Source organism: Clostridium sulfidigenes (assembly GCF_000732635.1).
Lineage (GTDB): Bacteria > Bacillota > Clostridia > Clostridiales > Clostridiaceae > Clostridium_J > Clostridium_J sulfidigenes.
In genome coordinates this window covers 44,405-64,558 of the sequence record NZ_JPMD01000033.1, presented here as the reverse complement: position 1 = coordinate 64,558, position 20,154 = coordinate 44,405, and the positions used below count along the sequence as shown (strand labels likewise).

Genomic DNA, 20,154 nt, shown 5'->3' with positions numbered 1-20,154 from the left:
GGTTTTAGTTGTTGAGAAATTTTAAATAAATTGTAAGGTTATTTATACATATAACTTGTAAAATTATTATTATATGATAAAATTTAAATATAAATTATTTTAAAGGAGAGCATTATTATGTGTAGATGTTGTTGTTGCTGTTGTAACATATGTATAATTTAACAAGATACTACTGGGCTATAATAATGTAATTAATAATTGATATAAATTTTAATCGTTATTTAAGCTACAGTTGGTTCTGTAGTTTTTTATATTTTATACTAATATGATTTAGAATAAGAACAGTTTAATGTTATGTAAAGTATAAATATAGTTAAGCATACATTATATAGATAAGTTACAGAACAGTAATTATCATTAAAACATTAGTTATAAGAAATATGTAAAGGAGACATGAGATGAGTTTTTATTTATACAACACCATGACTAGAAATAAAGAAGAATTTATTCCTGCCAATAAAAATAAAATTGGAATGTATACTTGTGGCCCTACTGTCTACAATTATGCCCATATAGGAAACTTAAGAACTTATATATTTGAGGATGCATTAAAAAAATCCTTAGAGTATGTAGGTTATAAAGTTAAGCATGTTATGAATGTAACAGATGTAGGTCATCTTCAATCAGATGGAGATGAAGGTGAAGATAAAATGGCTCTAGGTGCAAGTCGTGAGCATAAAACAGTATGGGAAATCGCAAAATTTTATGAAGATGCTTTTTTTGAAGATTGTAAAAAGCTAAACGTAAAAAAACCAACAGTGATATGTAGAGCAACAGAACACATAGAGGATATGATCAAATTTGTTCAAAAGCTTGAAGAACGTGGTTACACATATGAATCAAATGGAAATGTATATTTTGAAATAGATAAATTTGAAGATTATACAAAGCTTGCAAATCTCAGTATAGATGAGTTAGAAGCTGGTAGTAGAATAGAAATAGATCCAAATAAGAAGAATCCTTTAGATTTTGTACTATGGTTTACAAATTCTAAATTCTCCAATCAAATAATGCAATGGGATTCTCCTTGGGGTAGAGGATTTCCAGGATGGCACTTAGAGTGCTCAACCATGAGTATTAAATACTTAGGTGAGAATATTGATATTCACTGTGGTGGAATAGATCATATACCAGTTCACCATACAAATGAAATTGCTCAATCAGAAGCTGCTTTAGGTCATAAATGGGTAAATTACTGGGTTCATGGAGAATTCTTAGTATTAGATGGAGGCAAAATGTCTAAATCAAGCGGAGACTTTTTAACAGTATCTAAACTTGAAGAAGAAGGATTTAGTCCTTTAGATTATAGATATTTCTGCTTACAATCTAAGTATAGAAAACAACTGGTATTTAGTTTTGAAAGTCTAAAAGATGCTCAAAATGGCTATAAGGCATTAAAGAAAAAAATAGGGACTATATTAACTAATATTGATGAAACCAATAATATCAATAAAGAACTTATTAGCGGATATCAAGAAAAGTTTAAAACTCAAATAAGTGATGATTTAAATATAGCCAATGCATTTACAGTGCTTAATGAGGTTATAAAAGATGGTGAATTAAATAATAAAGAAAAAGCATTTTTAATTGAAGATTTTGATAAAGTTTTCTCACTTAATTTAATGACTATTGAAAAAGAGGTTATTGAAGTTGATGAGAAACTAATAAATCATCTTATTGAAGAAAGAAATATTGCAAGAAAAGAAAAAAACTATAAAAGATCAGATGAAATTAGAGCACAGTTATTAGATATGAATATAGAAGTGTTAGATAGTAAAGAAGGAACTTCTTGGAGAGTAAAGTAAATAAAATAAAAACACATGGGGTGAATTTGAAAGTAACTCCATGTGTTTTTGTTAATCCTCACAATTGCATATGTTATTAATAAAGTTATATATTCTACATTCCAATACAGGATATATACAGTTAATTTGCTCTAGAATTTTATAGGCGGTTTTTTCAGCTTTTTTCAATTTAGAGGTTTTTCTTTTAGTGATAGTAGAATTATTTAATAATTGTGTTGTGCCCATAGTTAGATAAGAAGTATTAGAAAGCTGAATTAATATTTGAAGCAAAGGCGATATACAATTAGCTACATATAAAACTTCATAATCCTTAAGAGCTAATAAGTTAAGCTGAGTTTTTAGAACATTTAGGCTAGTAGTAATTTCAGTTAAAGAAAGCAACTCACTTTTAAGAGAAAGTAAAGTGCTGGGATCAGAAGCAGATTCTGAAGAACTTTCATTTATTTTATCTAGACTAGATGATATTAGTGCTGTTAAATTGTCTATGCTAGTAGATATTTTGCTTATATCCTCCATAAAATACTCCTTGGAAATTTAAAATTCATATATTAAGTATATTAAATAGATTATATATATATTCATTTTATATGTGATTTCAACTATGGCAAAATACATATAGCCAAAAAAATGGGTAAAAATATAGATAATATTATTGACATGGAATAAATAATCGAGTAAAATAATAAAAGTCATTGAAAGTATTCGATGATAAAGAAAACAGTTGTTTTCTTAACTGGGCGATGATATTGCAGACTTTTTCTATATGAGCAATATCCGTATATCAACAACTAAGTTAGTAGTATTATCGCAATGCTAATGAAGAATTAAAAAATTCTTCATTAAAGACAAACTTATTTAGTTTGTGGAAGTACAAAGATAATTATACTGTCTATGTACTTATCTGGTAAGCATATCTTGAAGGTAACACCCGTAACCATGCCGAACACGACGGTTAAGCTTCAAAGAGCCAAAAGTACTGCACGGGAGGCTGTGTGGAAGGATAGGTTATTGCCAGGTAGTTTGGTTCACTAGCTCAGTCGGTAGAGCACATGACTTTTAATCATGGTGTCCGGGGTTCGATCCCCCGGTGAGCCACCAAAACACCTTATTTTATAAGGTGTTTTTTTTATAGTATGATTACAAGCTCTTTACTCCTATCTCTTTCAAAGTGAGAGTAAAGAGGAGTTAGGTCCATGGATAACCATTGCTCCTAAAGGACAACCGGTTCTAAGTATGGAAAAAGCTCTGTTGAAAATTACAGGGATAGAGTATATTGCTTTTAAATTTTGAAATCGTATAGATAATCAAATTAGTATTTAATATTATAAAATGTCTTGATTTATATGAAAAATTCATATAAATTAAGTAAGGAAGAAAATAAAACTTAATATTGTATGGATGAATGTTATTGAAGATACTTAATTTTTTTAAAGACTAAGTAACCGTAGGAGAAAGAGTTAATTACAAGCTTTTAATTAACTTGAAACTTTCAGGTTGAATACAATAGCAGGACATAACCCTGGAGAGACTCTTTACATTAATAATTAAAGAGCATCAACGAAGCAACCTTTATAGGGAATCTTTCAGATAAAAGGACAGGGAGTAAAAAGCATTTATTAATTATGTTTTTTACTCCTTTTATATTGCAAAATATTAAATTGGAATATTATTACATGAGAATGGAGAGGAGAATACATTATGCTATTAATTATTTTTGAAGTTGTTGGAACAGTTGCATTTGCAATTTCTGGAGCTTTAGTAGGAATGCAAAAGAAATTAGACTTATTTGGAGTTATATTTTTAGGAATTATTACAGCTATAGGGGGTGGAATATTTAGAGATGTAACCTTAGGACAAACACCACCAGCTGCTTTTATAAATCCTAATTATTTTATTATAAGTATAGTGGTATCTATAATGGCCTTTTACGGATATCCCAAACTATCTACTATGTACACTACATCTAAAAGAAAAGAAATTATTTCTGAATCTCAGGGGAATAAATATATGAGTGAGGAACAAATACTTAAAATAGCTAATAGAAGAAAGCAAATAGCTATATTAAAAAAAGTAATATTAATTTTAGATTCAATTGGTCTTGCTACATTTACAATATTAGGTGCAAATTTAGCTTTTAAGCAAGTTCATAGCAATATATTTTTAGTAGTTTGTATGGGATTAATTACAGGTGTTGGAGGTGGAATTTTAAGGGATACCTTTGTTCAGGATACTCCAATGATCTTTAAAAGGGAGATTTATGCCGTGGCATCAATACTTGGAGCATCGGTATTTTACTTATTTAGCTTTTATGGAGTGAATTACGATATAACTTTTTGGGTATGCTTCACAATAATATTATTATGCAGAGCTATATCTATAAGACTCAAATTAAATTTACCAATATCTAATTCTGACAAGTATGATATAAGCTTATAGAGCTAACAATTAAGTAAAGAATAAGCTCATATAGATTTTAATAATACATTATATGAATATATATACTAGATATATTGTAAAAAATAGTAACTTCTTATTTCTAATATTTTTATAAATAAACATCACATAATTATTATGATTACATATTATATTATTAGGAACAGCTATTGAAGCTAATTTTTAATATATATAAACTTTAATATACTAGATCTAAACAGTAATATTTTATAGTGCCATAGGTTACTATTAAATATTTAGTTGTTAGAAACTATTATAAAATTGATTAAAAAGTGGGGAGAAATATAATATGTTAAATAATAATGAATTCTTCTATTATGATGAAAATAATGAACAAGACTTTTCAACAGAAATGTATGCTCAAGATTTCAGATATGGACGACCAGATGGAGTAGATTTTGAACAAGAGTACTTCAGAGGCAAAGATGGAAATTGGGGACATGATTGTAAGCCATCACATCATAGACCATGTCCACCATGCCCTCCATGTCCAAAACCATGCCCACCATGTCCAAGACCATGTCCGCCATGTCCAAAACCATGTCCACCATGCCATTGTCAATGCTCAAGCGGAGATGATTGGTGGATAATTTTAATACTATTTTTCTGCATATGCCCATTTGGTGGATTTTTCTGGTAAAATATAGTATTATCAATAACTTAAATGCAAATATTTATAGAAAAAATATTAAAATAAACATGTATCAAATATAGAAATGGTCATCACTGTATATTAATATATATAGTGATGACTATTATTTTAGGAGGATTGTAAGATGACTAGACAAGAAAATTTGTTAAAACTAATTGAAGAAAGACTTAGTGAAGATGAAGTTATAAATTATTATGTGGAAGGTGCTTTTGAAAGTACTGTAAATGGAAGACAAAATACAATGACGGGGATACTAGTAACCACTAATGAGAAAATCAGATTTTGCGGTAAAAGATTTTTCTTAGTTTATGATGACATTATAGAATATAAAGATATTGAATATGTAGAGAATAATGAAGAAAAACTTGGCCATAAAATTTTTATAGCTGGAAAAGAAAAATCTTATTCCATGAAATTTATCATAAGTAAAGATGTACATAATTTTGTAGATAGCATAAATAAAAATTTATAATAAAATAGGTAGCCAAAAGAAACTTCATGGTTTAATGATTATTATCTATAACAATAGTAAATAATAATAATAAATTTAATCTGGTGAGTATACTATTAGAGGCTACACCCGTATCCATTCCGAACACGTAAGTTAAGTTCTAATAGGCTATATATACTACATTAATGAAAATGTGGGAAAAGTAGTTATTGCCGGGTATAAAACAGAAGTTAAAAATTTTAAAGAAGCAAGATAAAAAGGATGTATAATGTTTTATTAATAATATGCTTAACATATTTATTAATGAATCTATTATAATCTTGAATTAACTAAAGACATAATATACGGTGAATTTAAAATATAAAGAAGAAGAGATAGTTTTTTATCTCTTCTTTTTTGTGCAAAATTAGCTATTATTAGCCAAGTTTATGTTATTAGACAATCATTGGTAAATAAAGATTAAAAACCAAATATATAGGTAATGTAGATAAAAATAAATTTAAGATAAATTTAAGCTAAGTAATTTATTATAGGATTGTACTAGAGGACACAAGGAGGTGATTTTTATGAAACAAGTTAAATTTAGACACGAGATAAAGCATTTAATAAATATTTCAGACTATTTGGCAATTAAAAACAGATTAAAAAATATTGCACAGTTAGATGAGAATGCAGGAGATAAGGGTACTTATACTGTAAAGAGTCTATATTTTGATAATATTAATAATAAGGCATTAATGGAAAAAATTAATGGAGTAAATAATAGAGAAAAATTTAGATTAAGAATTTATAATGATAACCATTCTTTTATAAAATTAGAGAAAAAAAGTAAAGTTAATGGATTATGCAGTAAGATTGCAACAAGTATATCTATAAATCAATGTGAAGATATAATTAAAAACAATATTGATGACATATTTAAACATAAGGAGCCTATTTTAACAGAGTTATACTCAAAGATGAAATATGATTTATTACGTCCTAAGACTATAGTTGAATATACAAGGGAAGCATATGTATTCAAGCCAGGAAACGTGAGAATTACCTTTGATAGTAACATTAAGAGTGGTTTATATTCACAAAATTTTTTTAATGATAACCTTGCTACCGTTGGAATGCCAGGAAGGAGTCCTATAGTTTTAGAGGTTAAGTTTGATGAGTTTTTTCCTGAAATTATTAGAGATATGATTCAAATAAAAGATAGAGAAAGTTCTGCTTTTTCAAAATATGCAGCTTGCAGAATTTATGAATAAAATTAAGTTATTTGGAGGAGATAAAAATGGATAAAGCATTAAGTTTTAATGATATTTTAAAATCAAGTTTTTTAGAAAAGGCATCAAGTTTTTCAATTGTAGATGTAGCTATAGCCCTAGGACTAGCTCTTGCTATTGGACTATTCATATTTTTAGTATATAAGAAAACTTTTAAGGGCGTAATGTACTCAGAAAGTTTTGGTATTTCTCTTATTGCAATGAGTTTAGTTACCACATTAATTATTCTTGCAATTACTTCTAATGTAGTACTTTCACTTGGTATGGTTGGTGCTTTATCAATTGTAAGGTTTCGTACAGCAGTTAAAGAACCTATGGATATAGCATTTTTATTTTGGTCAATAAGTGTAGGAATTGTTGTAGGAGCAGGATTAATACCTCTTGCGGTATTTGGCTCAGCATTTATAGGAATTATGATTATGGTGTTTGCAAATAAGAAAAGTATTGATAATCCTTATATCTTAGTTGTAAGTTGTAAGGGAGATAGCAGTGAAAATAATGCCATGGAGTATATTAATAAATATGTTAAAAAATATGTGGTGAAGTCTAAAACTGTTTCTGCAGGGAGCAATATTGAATTAACAGTAGAAATAAGATTAAAAGAAATGTCTACTCAATTTGTAAATGAAATTAGCAGTATATCAGGAGTAAATAATGCAGTGTTAGTAAGTTACAACGGAGAATACATGTCTTAATATTTAGGTGGTGTATGAAGTGATTTCAAATAAGTATATAAATATTTTTATAGCAATAATTATGACATTAAGTCTGGCCTTGGCTGGAGTAATGGCAACCATTGATATGTCTACGGTTGAAGCAAATGCTACAGAGAAAACAACCCACCCAGAGTATATAACAAATCTTTTTAACAAAGATGACATTATGGAAATTGATATAGATATAGATGAGAAACTCTGGAATGAACTAGCAGATAATGCTATGGAAGAAGAATATTATAGTGCCAATATAACTATTAACGGAGAAACATACTATAATGTTGGGCTTCGAGCTAAGGGAAATACAACATTATCACAAGTTGCTAATGATGATACTACGGATAGGTATAGTTTTAAAGTTAAATTTGATGAATATATCGATGGACAAACTCTTAAAGGCCTTGAGAAATTAGCATTAAATAATATGATGCAAGATACAACTTATATGAAAGAATATCTTTCCTATGATCTATTAAAGAAAATGGGAGTTTCTACTCCAGCGTTTCAGTATGCTAGCATCACCTTAAATGGAGAGCCTTGGGGTTTATACTTAGCCCTTGAGGTTATGGAAGGAAGTTATATTGAAAGATATTATGGAACCACAGATGGAAATTTATACAAACCTGAAACTACTAATATGGCAGGAGGAATTGGTGGAGCTAAAGTTGATATGGAGATGAAAAATGATGCTACAACAAAAGCTACAACAGATACTGCTAAGGAAAATCCTAATCTTAATAATGAAGAAAATTTAATGTCTCCACCATCAAATCCAGAAATGAATAACCCACCAGAAAAAGGTGAACAGGGGAATATGGCAAATAACAATATGCATATGGAACAAGGCAAAGAAATCAATGGACCTATGGGAAGAAATACTGGTGGAGCAGACTTAGTATATTCTGGAGATGAGCGTTCTAATTATTCTACTATATTTGAAAATGCAATTTTTGATTATACAAATGAAGAGGACTACGATAAAATCATAGCCATGATAAAAAGCCTTAATGAAGATATTGATGACATAGAAAAATATTTAGATGTAGATGAAGTATTAAGATATTTTGCAGTAAATACTTTTGTTGTAAATTTAGATAGTTATGCATCAAATATGAAGCATAATTATTATCTATATGAACAGGATGGAATATGTTCAATACTTCCTTGGGATTACAATTTAGCTTTTGGAGCATTTCAAGGAGGAAGTGCAAGTAATGTTATAAACTTTCCCATTGATAATCCTGTAGCCGATAGTTTAGAAAGTAGTCCACTTATAGGAAAGCTTCTGGAAGTAGAAGAGTATAAAGAAAAATATCATGAGTACCTTAATGAAATAGTTCAGGATTATGTAAATAGTGGAGTATTTACTGAAACAATTAATAATACAGATAATTTAATTGGTGACTATGTGAAAAATGATGCTACAGCCTTTTATACCTACGATGAATATGTAGCTTCTATTCCTGAGTTAATTACCTATGGAGTAGACAGAGCTAAGAGTATATCGGCTCAACTTTCTGGATCCCAGTCCTCTACTTCTACTGGAAATATGGCTACTAATTTAAATTTATCTGCCCTTGGTAGTCAAGGTGGTGGGGGTAATAGAGAGGGAAAGGATATTCCTCAAGATATGAAAGAGAATAATCATACTGAAAAGGGAATGTGGATTGGAGAAAAACCTAACAATATGCAGAATAATTCTGAAAAAGGAGCTCCTCAGGGTAACTTTATGCCAGGAAATAATCCAGGCGATATTAATAGAGAAAATTCTCCAAATAATATGAGGGGAAATACGGCAAATGATACAAACATTAAATCTAATTTGATAATATATGGCATATGTCTTCTAGGAGTCATTGCAGCGATAATAGTAGTGCTAAGGTTTAAAAGAAAAAAAATATCATGTGTAAAATACTAAAAGCTATCTCAGAGTATATATCTAAGATAGCTTTTAAACTTATATAATTTAGATTATAGTACTTTTCTATGTTTCATTATAAATTATTTCATTCTAAAATAGGAAGTTCAACAATAAAGGAGGTATCTTTTCCTACATTACTTCTGGCATAAATCTTTCCTTTATGGCTTGTTACTATGCCATTTGCAATAGCTAAGCCTAAACCATAACCACCAGTTTTCCGTTGTCTAGACTCATCAGAACGATAAAATCTTTCGAAAATTTTTTCTAGGTCTTTATTAGGAATTCCTTCTCCAGTATTAGTAATAATTATTTTCATCTTAGATTTTAATTTACTTGAAGTGATGGTAATAGTTCCATTTGGAAAAGTGTGTTTAATAGCATTATCCATTAGAATATTAAAAAGCTTTTTAATTTCTTCTAAATCACCATTTATAAAAAAGTTATCCTTTAAATTGTTTTCTAATTCTATTTTATTTTCAAAGAAAACTGCTTCAAAAGACATAAGTAAATTTTCTAGTATTTTATTTATGTTTACAGGTTGTAGGTTAAGTATTTTTTTATCTTCATCAAGCTTTGCTAAGGAAAGCATATCATCTATAAGATGAGACATTCTATCAGTTTGTAGATCTATATAATTCATCCACTTGCCTTGACTTTCAATAGTTTTATCTTTATTAGATGAAACTAAAGCTAAATTAGTTTTAATAATGGCAATGGGTGTTCTAAGCTCATGAGAGGCATCTGCAATAAACTGTTTTTGTTTTTCAAATACCTCTTTAATTGGAGCTATGGTTTTATAAGCTAGGTAATAGCTTATAGTAAACAATGTAATCAAACTGATAAAGCCAGTTATGAAAAAAGTCTTCAAAAGGTTTTTTAATAAATTTTGCTGAGGTGACTTATTTATTAAAGCAATTCTATTAATTTTACGATCTAAGCTTTTTAAGTATGCAAAATCAGTATCTTCAATTTTTATAACCCCTGATGAAGATTCCGTGGATATAATATTAGCTACGGATTCAACAAGAATATCTTTATCAATATTATATGGAGTGATAATATTTATCACGTTTAAATTATGGTCAAGATTTATTAGTATACCATTATTAAGGGGACCACCTTTACTGGGTCCACCATTGTTAGGTTCATGGATTAGTGCATTAAGAGAAAAGTTAATTTGTCTTTCTCCACTATTCCAAGTTATAAAGTATATGACTCCAAATATACAAAGAAATACAAAGGTTAAAAGAGACATATTTATCATAATAAATTTATATTTTAATTTTTTAAACATACTACTCCTCCAATTTATAACCAATACCACGAAGGGTGGATATTTTGGATTTAGAGCCCACATAGGATAATTTTTTTCTTAAAAAAGATATATAGACCTCGATATTATTATATTCAGCATCAGAGTCATAGCCCCAAACCTTTGTAATTAAATCATCTTTAGTAACTATTAAAATAGGTCTTTCCATAAAGTATTTTAGAATTTCAAATTCCTTTGAGGTAAGTCGGACAGAGTTACTATTTCCCTCAAGTTCATAGGTAGATAGATTTAAGGAAAAATCACTAAAATGAAGAGCATTATCATTTATAACTTCAGCTTTTCTTCTACTAAGAGCTCTTAATCTAGCAAGAAGTTCTTCATGAGAGAAAGGTTTTACTAAGTAATCATCTGCTCCATAATCTAATCCTTTAACTTTATCTTGAATTTCACCTTTAGCAGTGAGAAGAAGAATAGGGGTAGATACATTATTAGCTCTTAGCTCCTTTAGAATCTCTAATCCATTAACTTTGGGTAGCATTATATCTAATATAATTAAATCATATATTCCTGAAAGACCATAATCAAGACCTGCTTCACCATCATAAACGCTATCTACTATATATTTATTTTTACTGAGAATTTCTTTTAGAGCTTCAGCAAGGTGTATTTCATCTTCAACTAATAATAATTTCATAATTCATCACCCTTTAATTACAAATTTTTAGATAATATTACGTTTTTTTATTTAATTTTATCATACAAATCTTAAATTTATATTAAAATTATTATTTATATTTAGAAAATAGTAAAAGTACCATATTGTGTAGTAAAGAATGTTATTTTTTGTTTCGAGTATATTTATGTACAGAGTGTATATATAGCTGTAAATTTTTTTTGTATATAGTAAGGTGGGAAAGATATGAAGGGTAGGAAAAGGGCAAAGAATGAACTAAAAAGTAAGAAAATTAAAAATACTAAAAAAGGAAAACAGAAAAGGATTAGAGGAATAGGAATGCAACTTATGTTAAGTTTTACAGTAATCATAGTATTAGTTGCAGCATTTCTATCTGCTTTTTCTCTTTTTATGAACAAGAAAATTATTACTGACAAATCTAAAAGTCTCCTAGAAAATGTAGCTGCATCTATGGCAGGAGAAATAAATCAATTGACAGATAGTTATGGAATTATAGTAAATCAAATAGCAATAAATGATTTTTTAATAGATGATACAGTAGATAAGAAAGAAAAGTTAACAAAATTAAAGAATATAGCTGAAAAAATAGAGTTAAAAGAAATTGCTATAGTAGATGCTGAAGGAAATTGTATAGATACTTCAGGAGAAAGTACTAATATTAGTGATAAGGACTATTTTTCAAATGGATTAAGTGGGCTTACATTTGTTAGTGAACCATACTTAGGTACAACTGATAATATGCTAGAAATAGCTATAAGTACCCCAATAAAAGAAAATGGGAATATAAAAGGTGTTTTAATAGCTTATCTAGATGCTAGTAAATTATCAGCAATAATATCAAAGGTATCCATAGGTAAAAGTGGAAATGCTTATTTAATAAATAGTGAAGGAAATATAATAACTCATAATGATTCCTTGCTTATAGGAACTAAACTATTAGATACAGTAAAAGATAAAAATGGTTCTGAAAATATGAAACAGATTTTAGGAAAGATGACATCGGGAGAAAGAGGAGCAGGTGAGTATAGAGTAGCTGCTAATGAAAAATATATTGGATTCGCATTTATAGAATCAACAGGGTGGTCTGTAGGTGTAGAAGTAAGTGGAAGTGAGCTATTAGCAGAAATACCAGAACTTCAAATAAAAGTAGTAATTGTATGTATTATTTTTATAGTGTTAGGTCTAATATTTGGATACCTAGTAGCTAAATCTATGACTAAAAGATTAGGCAGAATAGGTACTATTGTAGAAGATATGGCAAAGGGTAATTTCACTAAATCCAATATAGGCAAAATGAACAATGATGAAATCAAAGATATATATACGGCTGTAGAAAAAAGCAAGGAAATTATAGGTGGAATGATTCTAAATGTTAAAGATAGTTCCATGGTTATTGAAAGCGAGGCTTCATCTCTAGCTGCTTTGGCAGAAGAATTTGTATCAGGAGCTCAAAGCATAAGTGAAAGTATAGAAGAAACTGCTACAAGCTCACAAAGGCAGGCAGAAGAATTGGAAGATGTAACTAAAGAACTAGAAGAATTCGATAATAAACTTTCTAATAATATTAGTGACATATATAATATTAGTGATATGGCGGAAAATATTAATAGCAAAGCGGATAAGAGTAATGAGGATATGGAAAAGTTAGCCATGGCCATGAATGAGTTAAGTAATTCTTTTAAAGAGTTTAATAGTTCTATATATAGTATGAAATCTAGTATGGAAACTGTAACAGAAATAACAGAAATTATTAATAGTATATCTGAACAGACAAATCTTCTAGCACTAAATGCGGCTATAGAGGCTGCAAGAGCTGGGGAAGCTGGAAGAGGTTTCTCAGTAGTAGCTGATGAAATTAGAAAGCTAGCAGAGCAAAGCAAGGAATCTACCCAAAATATTTATAATGTAATAAATAATGCTATTAAAGAGAGTGAAACTATAGAAATTAAAAGCAATAATATAAATGGAGAATTAAACAAAGGATTAATTAATGTAGATAATGCTATTGAGTCATTTAAAAATATTGCAGCATTAGTTTTAGATATGGTACCTAAAATAGAACATGTAGCAGTTAGCTCTAAAAAAATTATAGAAGATAAAAATTCTATTACTGAAAATATAGAAAATTCAACGCAAATATCTTCTGAGGTTTCAGGAAATACACAACTAATAGCTGCATCTACAGAAGAACTTACAGCTTCTAGTGATGAAGTTGCAAATGCAGCAGAAAAATTACTTGGACTTACAGAAAATATGAAAGAGTTTATGGAACAATTTAAACTCTAGTATAAGGGTAGTCATCGGATAAACAGAGTTCTTAGCTTCTTTGAAGGTTAGAAATCGTTATCCAGGGACGTAGCAGCTCTTTACTCCCATTTTGAAGAAAATGGGGGTATTAGAGCTGGTAGTCATCGGATAAATTAAGACTTTAAAATAAATTAATTTTTATTTTAGAGTCTTTTTTGTTTATTTTATGGTAAAGGTGAAATACTAATTAATACATGAATTCTGATTTAAATAATAAAGTTATACATTGTTAGTGGAGGTATAATGGAAATATTAGAAGAAAAGCAGTTAAATCTTAAGTTTATTAGTATAACGGCTATTTTATTTATAGCAGGAATATGTATTAATTTATATTTTATGAATTTGCATGAAAATGAAAAAACTAAGGAAGTAGATAGTAATGAAAAAGATATAGTAGAGAATCATATACAAGTACCATATAGTGAAAAAATTGAAGCATATAGTAAAATCTATGGACTAGATCCTTATTTAGTTGCAGCTATAATCAAAACAGAAAGTGGGTTTGATAAGGATATTGTTTCATCTATGGGGGCTGTAGGATTAATGCAGATAATGCCGAGTACAGGAGAATGGATAGCCAGGCAACTAAATATAGAAAATTTTTCTATAGAAATGTTGAAGAATGAAGATGTGAATATAGAAATGGGATGTTGGTATCTAAATTACTTAAAAAATCAACTTAAATATACAAATGAAATGCTAGCAGCTTATAATGGTGGTATAGGGAATGTATGTAAATGGCTTCAGGATCCTAGATATTCCAAAGATGGAGAAGTAGTTCATACAATACCATTTAAAGAAACAGTAAACTATATAGAAAAAGTAGTTGTAGTTTATAATGAATATGTAGACTTATATAAAAGTAAAAAGTAATATTTATATAGAACTATGCTGTAGCATTAAAATAAACCTCTGGAGATTATTGAAATAATTTCCAGAGGTTTATTGATTTTAGTTATAATATTTGAAAATGTGTATAGAATTATAGTAGGTTGATGTAAAATACTGTTAATGAGGTGATGAAATGAGTGATGACTTATTTTTACTTAACAAAGGAATAGGAAGAAAAAAATATAGTATCTATGTACTGGCTTTCTTAATAGGATTTATAATTTTAGAGATTATTGGAACATTTATTACTTTTAAACTTGAAAAAACTGATAATGGGTTGCTAATAGCGGCTTCCATGTCTTTTCAGATTACCCTGATAGTTTTTATAAATATAATGTTATTCATTTTAAGTTATAAAAGATTTAGGGATATAAATTTATCAGGTGTATTTGGAATACTTGCAGCTCTTATATTTGTTCAAATCCCAGTGATAATATTTCTAATGTTTTTTAGAGGAAAAGAAAAATATGAAAAACAAAAGGAGGAAAGTATGGTAAATACTCTTGAGGAAAATGCAACCATAACTCTATGTGAGGGAGAAGAAATATAAGTCAGAGAATCTAACTTAGGTCAATAATAAAAAGGGTTTTCACAAAATAAATTAATAAAAATAAATGTTGAGCATGTATTTAAATTATATAAGTACATGCTCAATATTTTATCTCAGATATTTTGTGAAAGACCTTATTATTGTGATAATATAAAGATATAATATTTAGCAAAGGTGGAAATCGCATGCTTAATAACAGGGATGATTATTTTCTCAATATAAAATTACTTGGGCTCATATTTAGTATCTATGTATATATAAATTGTGGCGGCTTCCAAAGCTCTATAATTATAGGATTACTGTGTTTTATAATAATAAACATAGCTTTATATTACTTAGAGAATATTAAGATAAAGCTATGTTTATCAGCCATGTCTTTCTGTATTTCTTATGGACTAGGCATAAAATACAACAGTATATTTTTTATATTAATACCATTTACCTTTTTTGATATAGGTATACTGATAAATATAAAGCTTATCTATTCTTTTATAGGGAGTATCTTATTTATAACCATGATACCAAAAGACATAGTTATGAATTATTTATTGTTTGCAATATTTTACTATATAGCAGCAAAGATATTAATTAACAAAGTAAGTAAAATAGATAAAATATGGAAAGAAAACTTAATGTTAAGAGAAAAAATAGACAAGTATACTAAAGAAGTAGAAAAAGAAAAAAATTATTCAAAACAGATAATATATACTACAAAGCTAGAAGAAAGAAATAAGCTATCAAAGGAAATGCATGACAAAATTGGACATACTATAGCCTCTAGTTTAATGCATCTAGAAGCCACAAAGGTAGTAATAGATAAAGATAAAGATGAAGCTAAAAATATGATAAATACAACTATTCAAGTTCTGAGAGAAGGTATGGATGATATTAGAAAAACTTTAAAAATAATTAAGCCTTCCGAGGAACAATTAGGTATAAATAGAGTGAAATCTATAATGGATGATGCTTTTAGTCATAATAGTTATGGATATACCTTTAATCACTCTGGAAATATAGACAAGCTTACCTATAGTCATTGGAAGTGTATAATTAATAACCTAATGGAGGGAATTACAAACATAAAAAAACACTCTACGGGTAACAGTGTTTCTTTAAATATTGAAGTCCTAAATAAGATTGTAAGAGTATCTATAAAAGATAATGGTGATGGAGCAGTGAATATAAAAAAGAGCATTGGACTTAAGGCAATGGAGGAGAGAGTAATAGACCTTGGAGGGAATATTAGTTTTAATGGAGAAGATGGATTTACTATAATAATGATTCTTCCTTTATCATAACAGGGCAATTTAATAAGGGATTGCCTAAATAACTATTTAATTTATTTAGACAATCCTTATATTAATACTATATTTTTAATTGAGATCTTTCATTAAAGAAGCTTTTGTAGGAGATATAGGTTGCTATTAAGGTAGCAATGGAGGTTGAAGATAATATCATAAAGGTAACCATTATTTGAAATTTAATTGCCATAAGTGGAGATGATCCAGCTAAAATTAATCCAGTCATCATCCCAGGAAGGGATACAATGCCAAGGGTTTTAGCAGAATCAATGGAAGGCATAATTGAGAGTTTTATACTATCTTTAAGAATCTCTTTAGATGCAACCTTAGCTGTAGCTCCAAGGGCAAGTTTAATTTCAACTTCATTTCTCTTGCTACTAAAGGTAGTATTAAGGTTTTTGTAACTAAGATTTATGGCAACCATAGAATTACTGACAACCATACCGGCCACAGGTACTATTTCATTAGGGATAAAGTTAATAGCACCAGAAAGTACTAATATAGAAAGGGTTATAAAAGCACCTGAAAATAGAGCAATAAAGGATGTTCTAACAGGTTTTTTTATATTCTCACTACGCTTTTTGGTGTTAAGCGCTGCGTTTATAATCATTAGTATAACTAATAAAATAGTGAATATAGGATTTTCTAAGCTAAATACAAATTGAAGTATATAGCCTACTATAACTAATTGTATTATGGCTCTAACCATACTAATAAGTATATCTTTACCTAGTCCTAAATCTTCTTTATAGGAGATGAAGATAGGAATACAAATTAATACTGAAGAAACTATAAGAGATAGAGTACTCATTAAAATCCCTCCTTAGAAATTATTGTTCCATCTTCTATAATAATCTTTTTATTGCCTAAGTCCTTTATTTGAGATAAATCATGGGTAATCCATAAGATTGTATGGCCTTTATTATTCATATCCTTCATAATATGCTCAACTAAAAGTTTATTTTCTTTGTCTAGTGCTGAAGTAATCTCATCTAGTAAGAGAACAGGACCTGGATGGAGAAGAGAGCGAATAAGGGAAATTCTTTGTTTCTCACCACCAGATAATTTGTTTATATCTTTACTTAAGTAATCCTTGTCTATATTAAACTTTTCTAAAAGCATATATATTTTGCTATTATCTATATTTTTCTTTCTAATTTCATAGGTAAAAGAAAGATTATCATAGACAGTATTACCAAACAAATAAGGTTGTTGAAAGAAATAATTTATTTCATTGCGCAGCTTAAGAGGGGGGATTTCAGAATAATCCTTATCTCTCAGGTATACATGACCAGAAGTTGGTGAAATTAAGTCCCCTAAAATTCTCAGTAAGGTTGATTTGCCACCACCAGAAGGACCTGTGATAGTTATAAAATCTCCTTCATTGATTTCTAAATTAATGTCTTTTAGAACTTTTGTATTAGCATCTTGAAAAGAAACATTTTTTAAAGATAATATACTCATTATATCCCTTCTTTCAAAGTAAAATTAAAAAATATTATTGCTTAATTATATCATTTAAAGATAAGAATACATATATAAACCCTCACTAATAAATTAAATTTCTTAGTGGGGGTTTATTATAATGGTCTTTAATACAGTATTTATAATACTTACATTAAATATAAAACTTTTATTGAAGTTTGAACTTAAGCTTATAGGCTGCAGCAAAAAATAGTGCAATGGAGAAGAGTAATAATATTCCCAAATTAATAATAATAGAATCTATTCCCATACCCATTTGAAGCTTAGTTATTCCATTCATTACCCAGTACTGAGGAGTGAAGGGAGCTATAAATCTAATATTTTCAGGTAAAAAGTCAATAGAAGTAAAAGCACCTGATACCATGGTAGTGATAGTAATTACAATGTTAGAAAACATACCGTATCCCTTAGAATTAAAAAATAAAGCTACGGAAAAAGTACCAAAGGCCACGGTAACTAGGGCAATTCCTAATAACAAAAGGAACAGAGGAATAAAGCCTACCCCAGTATATATATCTACAAAATAATTTAGAGTTATAAGGGCAATTAGAAGTTGAAAGGCTAAAAGTGAAAAGTTTGCTAAGATATTTCCTCCAATATATTGAAAGGAGGTAACTGGTGTAGTAAATATTCTATAGTAAGTTTTATTCCATCTTTCTGATAATACTATATGAGATATAGAAGATGCCCTCATCATGAGAAAGAAAATTACGAAGCCAATGGAAGTTTGAGTTAATTCAAAATCATTCTCTAAGTCTGATAAGGTTTTAGAAGTGATTTTCACTGGATCATTACTATATTTTAATAAAAGATTTTCATATTCATCATTACTTTTATTAGCATTAATGCCCAAGTTATATAAATCTTCTACTTGAAGATTTACTATGGAGGTAATAGCATCACCCATAGAACTGTCTTTTTCAGAAAGTACATTAATCTTTTTAGGAGTTCCATTTATAATACTTTCTTCAAAATCCTTAGGGATTTCAATGGTGACAGGAATAGATGTCTCCATCATAGTTGATTCAACAGTAGAACTTTCAAGAGGTACTGTACTAATTGAAGAATTATTACTTAAACTACTTATTAAAAGCTTTGATGAATTAGAGCAATCATCATCTATAATCCCAATTTTTACAGTTCCATTGCTGAAACTAAATAATTTTATACTAAATAATATTATTATTATAGGAATAAATAGCTGTATTATAGAAAGCTTATCTTTAAATATAAGCCTTAGATTTTTTTCCGCCATAACTAATAAAATCTTCATTAATAAGCCTCCTTTTTATTTGATATACAGAAAGTAAAAGCTAAAAATAAAATTCCCAGTGTTACAGAGTAAAGAATACTTATATAAAACTTAGAATAGTCCTCATAAAAAGCTATGGAAAGAATAGATTTATTTATTAAGGTTAAAGGTGAAATATAGCGTACTATATCAAGGAGCTTATTACCATCTTCTAAATATATATATCCTCCACCTAAAAAGGTCATAACAGGTATAATTAAGGTATTAAGAAAGAAGGAACCATGTTTTTCTTCCTTAAAAATATATCCAAATAAAATCCCAAGGGTAGTGCCAAAGAAATTTAAAGATAAAAGTAGTGTTATAACAGAGAAGTAATCCTCACCCCAATTAGCTTTTAAAACAAATATGGAGTAAAGCATTGCAGGAATCAGTGATATCACAGTTACAATAAATGTTGAAGTAACTTTAGTTATTATATAAGAATTTTTAGAAAGGTTCCCTTGAAAGCACCTAGCTTCTATTTTGTTTCTTCTATTATTATAAATGGTATAAAACCCATAGCCCGAACCATAAAGGACCATCATGGTTATTTCTACGATGCCATAATAATCATAAGAGGTAAATCCTTTTTTAGGCTGAAATTCAGTAGCAGTAGTAAAGCCTTCTTCTAAGGTTTCAATATTACCATTGGTGATACTTTTTAGAGTGACTTTTTTAGATATGGAAGTTAGCATACTTATAACTATATTTGTGGAATATTTATTCTTAGAATTTTTATAAACTATAATATTTTTATCCCTAAGTTCTAGGAATATAGAATTAGCAGTTTGAACTTCTTTTTGACCTTCTTCTACAGATGAAATTTCTTTAAAGGTTATATTATTTTTTTTCCCCAGTTCTAAGAAATTATTTAATATAAGTTTTTCTTCACTATAATCAGAAGTGGTAGAAAGATTGTTCACATATATCACTGTTTTAGGTTTAAATTCATAGCTTGAAGAAAAGGCTCCACTTAAAGTTATTCCAAGGGTAGTCATAAATAATATAGGGAAAATTATCATGGATAACATGGAGGTCTTATCCCTAAGTAAGTCTAATATATCATAATAAACAACATTTAAAAATTTCATA

The 20,154-nt window shown here is 28.5% G+C and carries 18 protein-coding genes, 1 tRNA gene, 2 rRNA genes and 1 riboswitch; of the genes, 14 read left to right on the top strand and 7 right to left on the bottom strand.

The window, feature by feature from the left end:
- Nucleotides 1-398 precede the first annotated feature (398 nt).
- Entirely contained in the window at nt 399-1,805 is a 1,407-nt protein-coding gene (gene cysS, locus IO99_RS13445) for a cysteine--tRNA ligase (protein ID WP_035134284.1), read from the top strand.
- 51 nt (nt 1,806-1,856) lie between these two features.
- Here cysS and IO99_RS13440 read toward each other — a convergent pair whose 3' ends face one another.
- Nucleotides 1,857-2,321 (bottom strand): hypothetical protein, encoded by a 465-nt coding sequence (locus IO99_RS13440; RefSeq protein WP_035134282.1) that lies wholly within the window; start codon nt 2,319-2,321, stop codon nt 1,857-1,859.
- A 384-nt stretch (nt 2,322-2,705) separates the two neighbouring features.
- Here IO99_RS13440 and rrf (IO99_RS13435) point away from each other — a divergent pair.
- The 9 genes from rrf (IO99_RS13435) to IO99_RS13395 all read left to right on the top strand — a co-directional run bounded on the left by rrf (IO99_RS13435) (nt 2,706) and on the right by IO99_RS13395 (nt 9,267).
- A 5S ribosomal RNA gene (gene rrf / locus IO99_RS13435) occupies nt 2,706-2,822 on the top strand.
- 5 nt (nt 2,823-2,827) lie between these two features.
- Nucleotides 2,828-2,903, top strand: a tRNA-Lys gene (locus IO99_RS13430).
- A 411-nt stretch (nt 2,904-3,314) separates the two neighbouring features.
- A riboswitch (glycine riboswitch) is annotated at nt 3,315-3,414 on the top strand.
- An 89-nt stretch (nt 3,415-3,503) separates the two neighbouring features.
- The gene (locus tag IO99_RS13425; protein ID WP_051824125.1) at nt 3,504-4,241 is read left to right on the top strand and encodes a trimeric intracellular cation channel family protein; all 738 of its coding nucleotides are present in this window, start codon (nt 3,504-3,506) and stop codon (nt 4,239-4,241) included.
- A gap of 307 nt (nt 4,242-4,548) precedes the next feature.
- Complete coding sequence (locus IO99_RS13420; protein ID WP_035134278.1) at nt 4,549-4,899, top strand: hypothetical protein; 351 nt, start codon at nt 4,549-4,551, stop codon at nt 4,897-4,899.
- Nucleotides 4,900-5,035: 136 nt separating this feature from the next.
- Nucleotides 5,036-5,383, top strand: a complete 348-nt coding sequence (locus tag IO99_RS13415) for a PH domain-containing protein (RefSeq protein ID WP_035134276.1) — start codon at nt 5,036-5,038, stop codon at nt 5,381-5,383.
- A 79-nt stretch (nt 5,384-5,462) separates the two neighbouring features.
- A 5S ribosomal RNA gene (gene rrf, locus IO99_RS13410) occupies nt 5,463-5,580 on the top strand.
- Between the two features lie 348 nt (nt 5,581-5,928).
- On the top strand, nt 5,929-6,615 hold the full coding sequence (locus IO99_RS13405; protein ID WP_035134274.1) for a polyphosphate polymerase domain-containing protein: 687 nt from the start codon (nt 5,929-5,931) through the stop codon (nt 6,613-6,615).
- A 26-nt stretch (nt 6,616-6,641) separates the two neighbouring features.
- Complete coding sequence (locus IO99_RS13400) at nt 6,642-7,328, top strand: DUF4956 domain-containing protein (protein ID WP_035134273.1); 687 nt, start codon at nt 6,642-6,644, stop codon at nt 7,326-7,328.
- 19 nt (nt 7,329-7,347) lie between these two features.
- The gene (locus tag IO99_RS13395) at nt 7,348-9,267 is read left to right on the top strand and encodes a CotH kinase family protein (protein WP_035134271.1); all 1,920 of its coding nucleotides are present in this window, start codon (nt 7,348-7,350) and stop codon (nt 9,265-9,267) included.
- Nucleotides 9,268-9,355: 88 nt separating this feature from the next.
- Here the strand turns inward: IO99_RS13395 and IO99_RS13390 are convergent, their stop codons facing one another.
- Nucleotides 9,356-10,564: a sensor histidine kinase gene (locus tag IO99_RS13390; RefSeq protein ID WP_035134270.1), complete on the bottom strand. Its 1,209-nt coding sequence runs from the start codon at nt 10,562-10,564 to the stop codon at nt 9,356-9,358.
- Nucleotide 10,565: 1 nt separating this feature from the next.
- Complete coding sequence (locus tag IO99_RS13385) at nt 10,566-11,237, bottom strand: response regulator transcription factor (RefSeq protein WP_035134267.1); 672 nt, start codon at nt 11,235-11,237, stop codon at nt 10,566-10,568.
- 225 nt (nt 11,238-11,462) lie between these two features.
- Between IO99_RS13385 and IO99_RS13380 the strand changes: the two genes are divergently transcribed.
- The 4 genes from IO99_RS13380 (at nt 11,463) to IO99_RS13365 (ending at nt 16,283) form a co-directional block, all read left to right on the top strand.
- Nucleotides 11,463-13,523 (top strand): methyl-accepting chemotaxis protein, encoded by a 2,061-nt coding sequence (locus IO99_RS13380; protein ID WP_035134265.1) that lies wholly within the window; start codon nt 11,463-11,465, stop codon nt 13,521-13,523.
- Nucleotides 13,524-13,787: 264 nt separating this feature from the next.
- A complete protein-coding gene (locus IO99_RS13375) occupies nt 13,788-14,417 on the top strand; it encodes a lytic transglycosylase domain-containing protein (RefSeq protein ID WP_242844132.1) in 630 nt (209 codons plus the stop codon).
- Nucleotides 14,418-14,568: 151 nt separating this feature from the next.
- Nucleotides 14,569-14,985, top strand: coding sequence for a DUF805 domain-containing protein (locus IO99_RS13370; RefSeq protein ID WP_035134263.1), 417 nt, complete (start codon nt 14,569-14,571; stop codon nt 14,983-14,985).
- 185 nt (nt 14,986-15,170) lie between these two features.
- On the top strand, nt 15,171-16,283 hold the full coding sequence (locus IO99_RS13365; protein ID WP_035134261.1) for a sensor histidine kinase: 1,113 nt from the start codon (nt 15,171-15,173) through the stop codon (nt 16,281-16,283).
- 67 nt (nt 16,284-16,350) lie between these two features.
- Here the strand turns inward: IO99_RS13365 and IO99_RS13360 are convergent, their stop codons facing one another.
- The 4 genes from IO99_RS13360 to IO99_RS13345 form a co-directional block, all read right to left on the bottom strand.
- On the bottom strand, nt 16,351-17,097 hold the full coding sequence (locus IO99_RS13360; protein ID WP_035134259.1) for an ABC transporter permease: 747 nt from the start codon (nt 17,095-17,097) through the stop codon (nt 16,351-16,353).
- Nucleotides 17,097-17,750, bottom strand: a complete 654-nt coding sequence (locus IO99_RS13355) for an ABC transporter ATP-binding protein (protein WP_035134257.1) — start codon at nt 17,748-17,750, stop codon at nt 17,097-17,099. Before IO99_RS13355 ends, IO99_RS13360 begins: the two co-directional genes overlap by 1 nt.
- Nucleotides 17,751-17,919: 169 nt before the next feature.
- The gene (locus IO99_RS13350) at nt 17,920-19,044 is read right to left on the bottom strand and encodes an ABC transporter permease (RefSeq protein WP_035134255.1); all 1,125 of its coding nucleotides are present in this window, start codon (nt 19,042-19,044) and stop codon (nt 17,920-17,922) included.
- Nucleotides 19,044-20,153: an ABC transporter permease gene (locus IO99_RS13345; protein ID WP_035134253.1), complete on the bottom strand. Its 1,110-nt coding sequence runs from the start codon at nt 20,151-20,153 to the stop codon at nt 19,044-19,046. The genes IO99_RS13350 and IO99_RS13345 overlap by 1 nt, the downstream gene beginning before the upstream one ends.
- Between the last annotated feature and the right edge of the window lies 1 nt (nt 20,154).

Bases quoted from the DNA above. Each gene is read 5' to 3' on its own strand.
- cysS (WP_035134284.1), top strand. From the start codon at position 399: ATGAGTTTTTATTTATACAACACCATGACTAGAAATAAAGAAGAATTT.
- IO99_RS13440 (WP_035134282.1), bottom strand. From the start codon at position 2,321: ATGGAGGATATAAGCAAAATATCTACTAGCATAGACAATTTAACAGCA.
- IO99_RS13425 (WP_051824125.1), top strand. From the start codon at position 3,504: ATGCTATTAATTATTTTTGAAGTTGTTGGAACAGTTGCATTTGCAATT.
- IO99_RS13420 (WP_035134278.1), top strand. From the start codon at position 4,549: ATGTTAAATAATAATGAATTCTTCTATTATGATGAAAATAATGAACAA.
- IO99_RS13415 (WP_035134276.1), top strand. From the start codon at position 5,036: ATGACTAGACAAGAAAATTTGTTAAAACTAATTGAAGAAAGACTTAGT.
- IO99_RS13405 (WP_035134274.1), top strand. From the start codon at position 5,929: ATGAAACAAGTTAAATTTAGACACGAGATAAAGCATTTAATAAATATT.
- IO99_RS13400 (WP_035134273.1), top strand. From the start codon at position 6,642: ATGGATAAAGCATTAAGTTTTAATGATATTTTAAAATCAAGTTTTTTA.
- IO99_RS13390 (WP_035134270.1), bottom strand. From the start codon at position 10,564: ATGTTTAAAAAATTAAAATATAAATTTATTATGATAAATATGTCTCTT.
- IO99_RS13385 (WP_035134267.1), bottom strand. From the start codon at position 11,237: ATGAAATTATTATTAGTTGAAGATGAAATACACCTTGCTGAAGCTCTA.
- IO99_RS13380 (WP_035134265.1), top strand. From the start codon at position 11,463: ATGAAGGGTAGGAAAAGGGCAAAGAATGAACTAAAAAGTAAGAAAATT.
- IO99_RS13375 (WP_242844132.1), top strand. From the start codon at position 13,788: ATGGAAATATTAGAAGAAAAGCAGTTAAATCTTAAGTTTATTAGTATA.
- IO99_RS13370 (WP_035134263.1), top strand. From the start codon at position 14,569: ATGAGTGATGACTTATTTTTACTTAACAAAGGAATAGGAAGAAAAAAA.
- IO99_RS13365 (WP_035134261.1), top strand. From the start codon at position 15,171: ATGCTTAATAACAGGGATGATTATTTTCTCAATATAAAATTACTTGGG.
- IO99_RS13360 (WP_035134259.1), bottom strand. From the start codon at position 17,097: ATGAGTACTCTATCTCTTATAGTTTCTTCAGTATTAATTTGTATTCCT.
- IO99_RS13355 (WP_035134257.1), bottom strand. From the start codon at position 17,750: ATGAGTATATTATCTTTAAAAAATGTTTCTTTTCAAGATGCTAATACA.
- IO99_RS13350 (WP_035134255.1), bottom strand. From the start codon at position 19,044: ATGAAGATTTTATTAGTTATGGCGGAAAAAAATCTAAGGCTTATATTT.
- IO99_RS13345 (WP_035134253.1), bottom strand. From the start codon at position 20,153: ATGAAATTTTTAAATGTTGTTTATTATGATATATTAGACTTACTTAGG.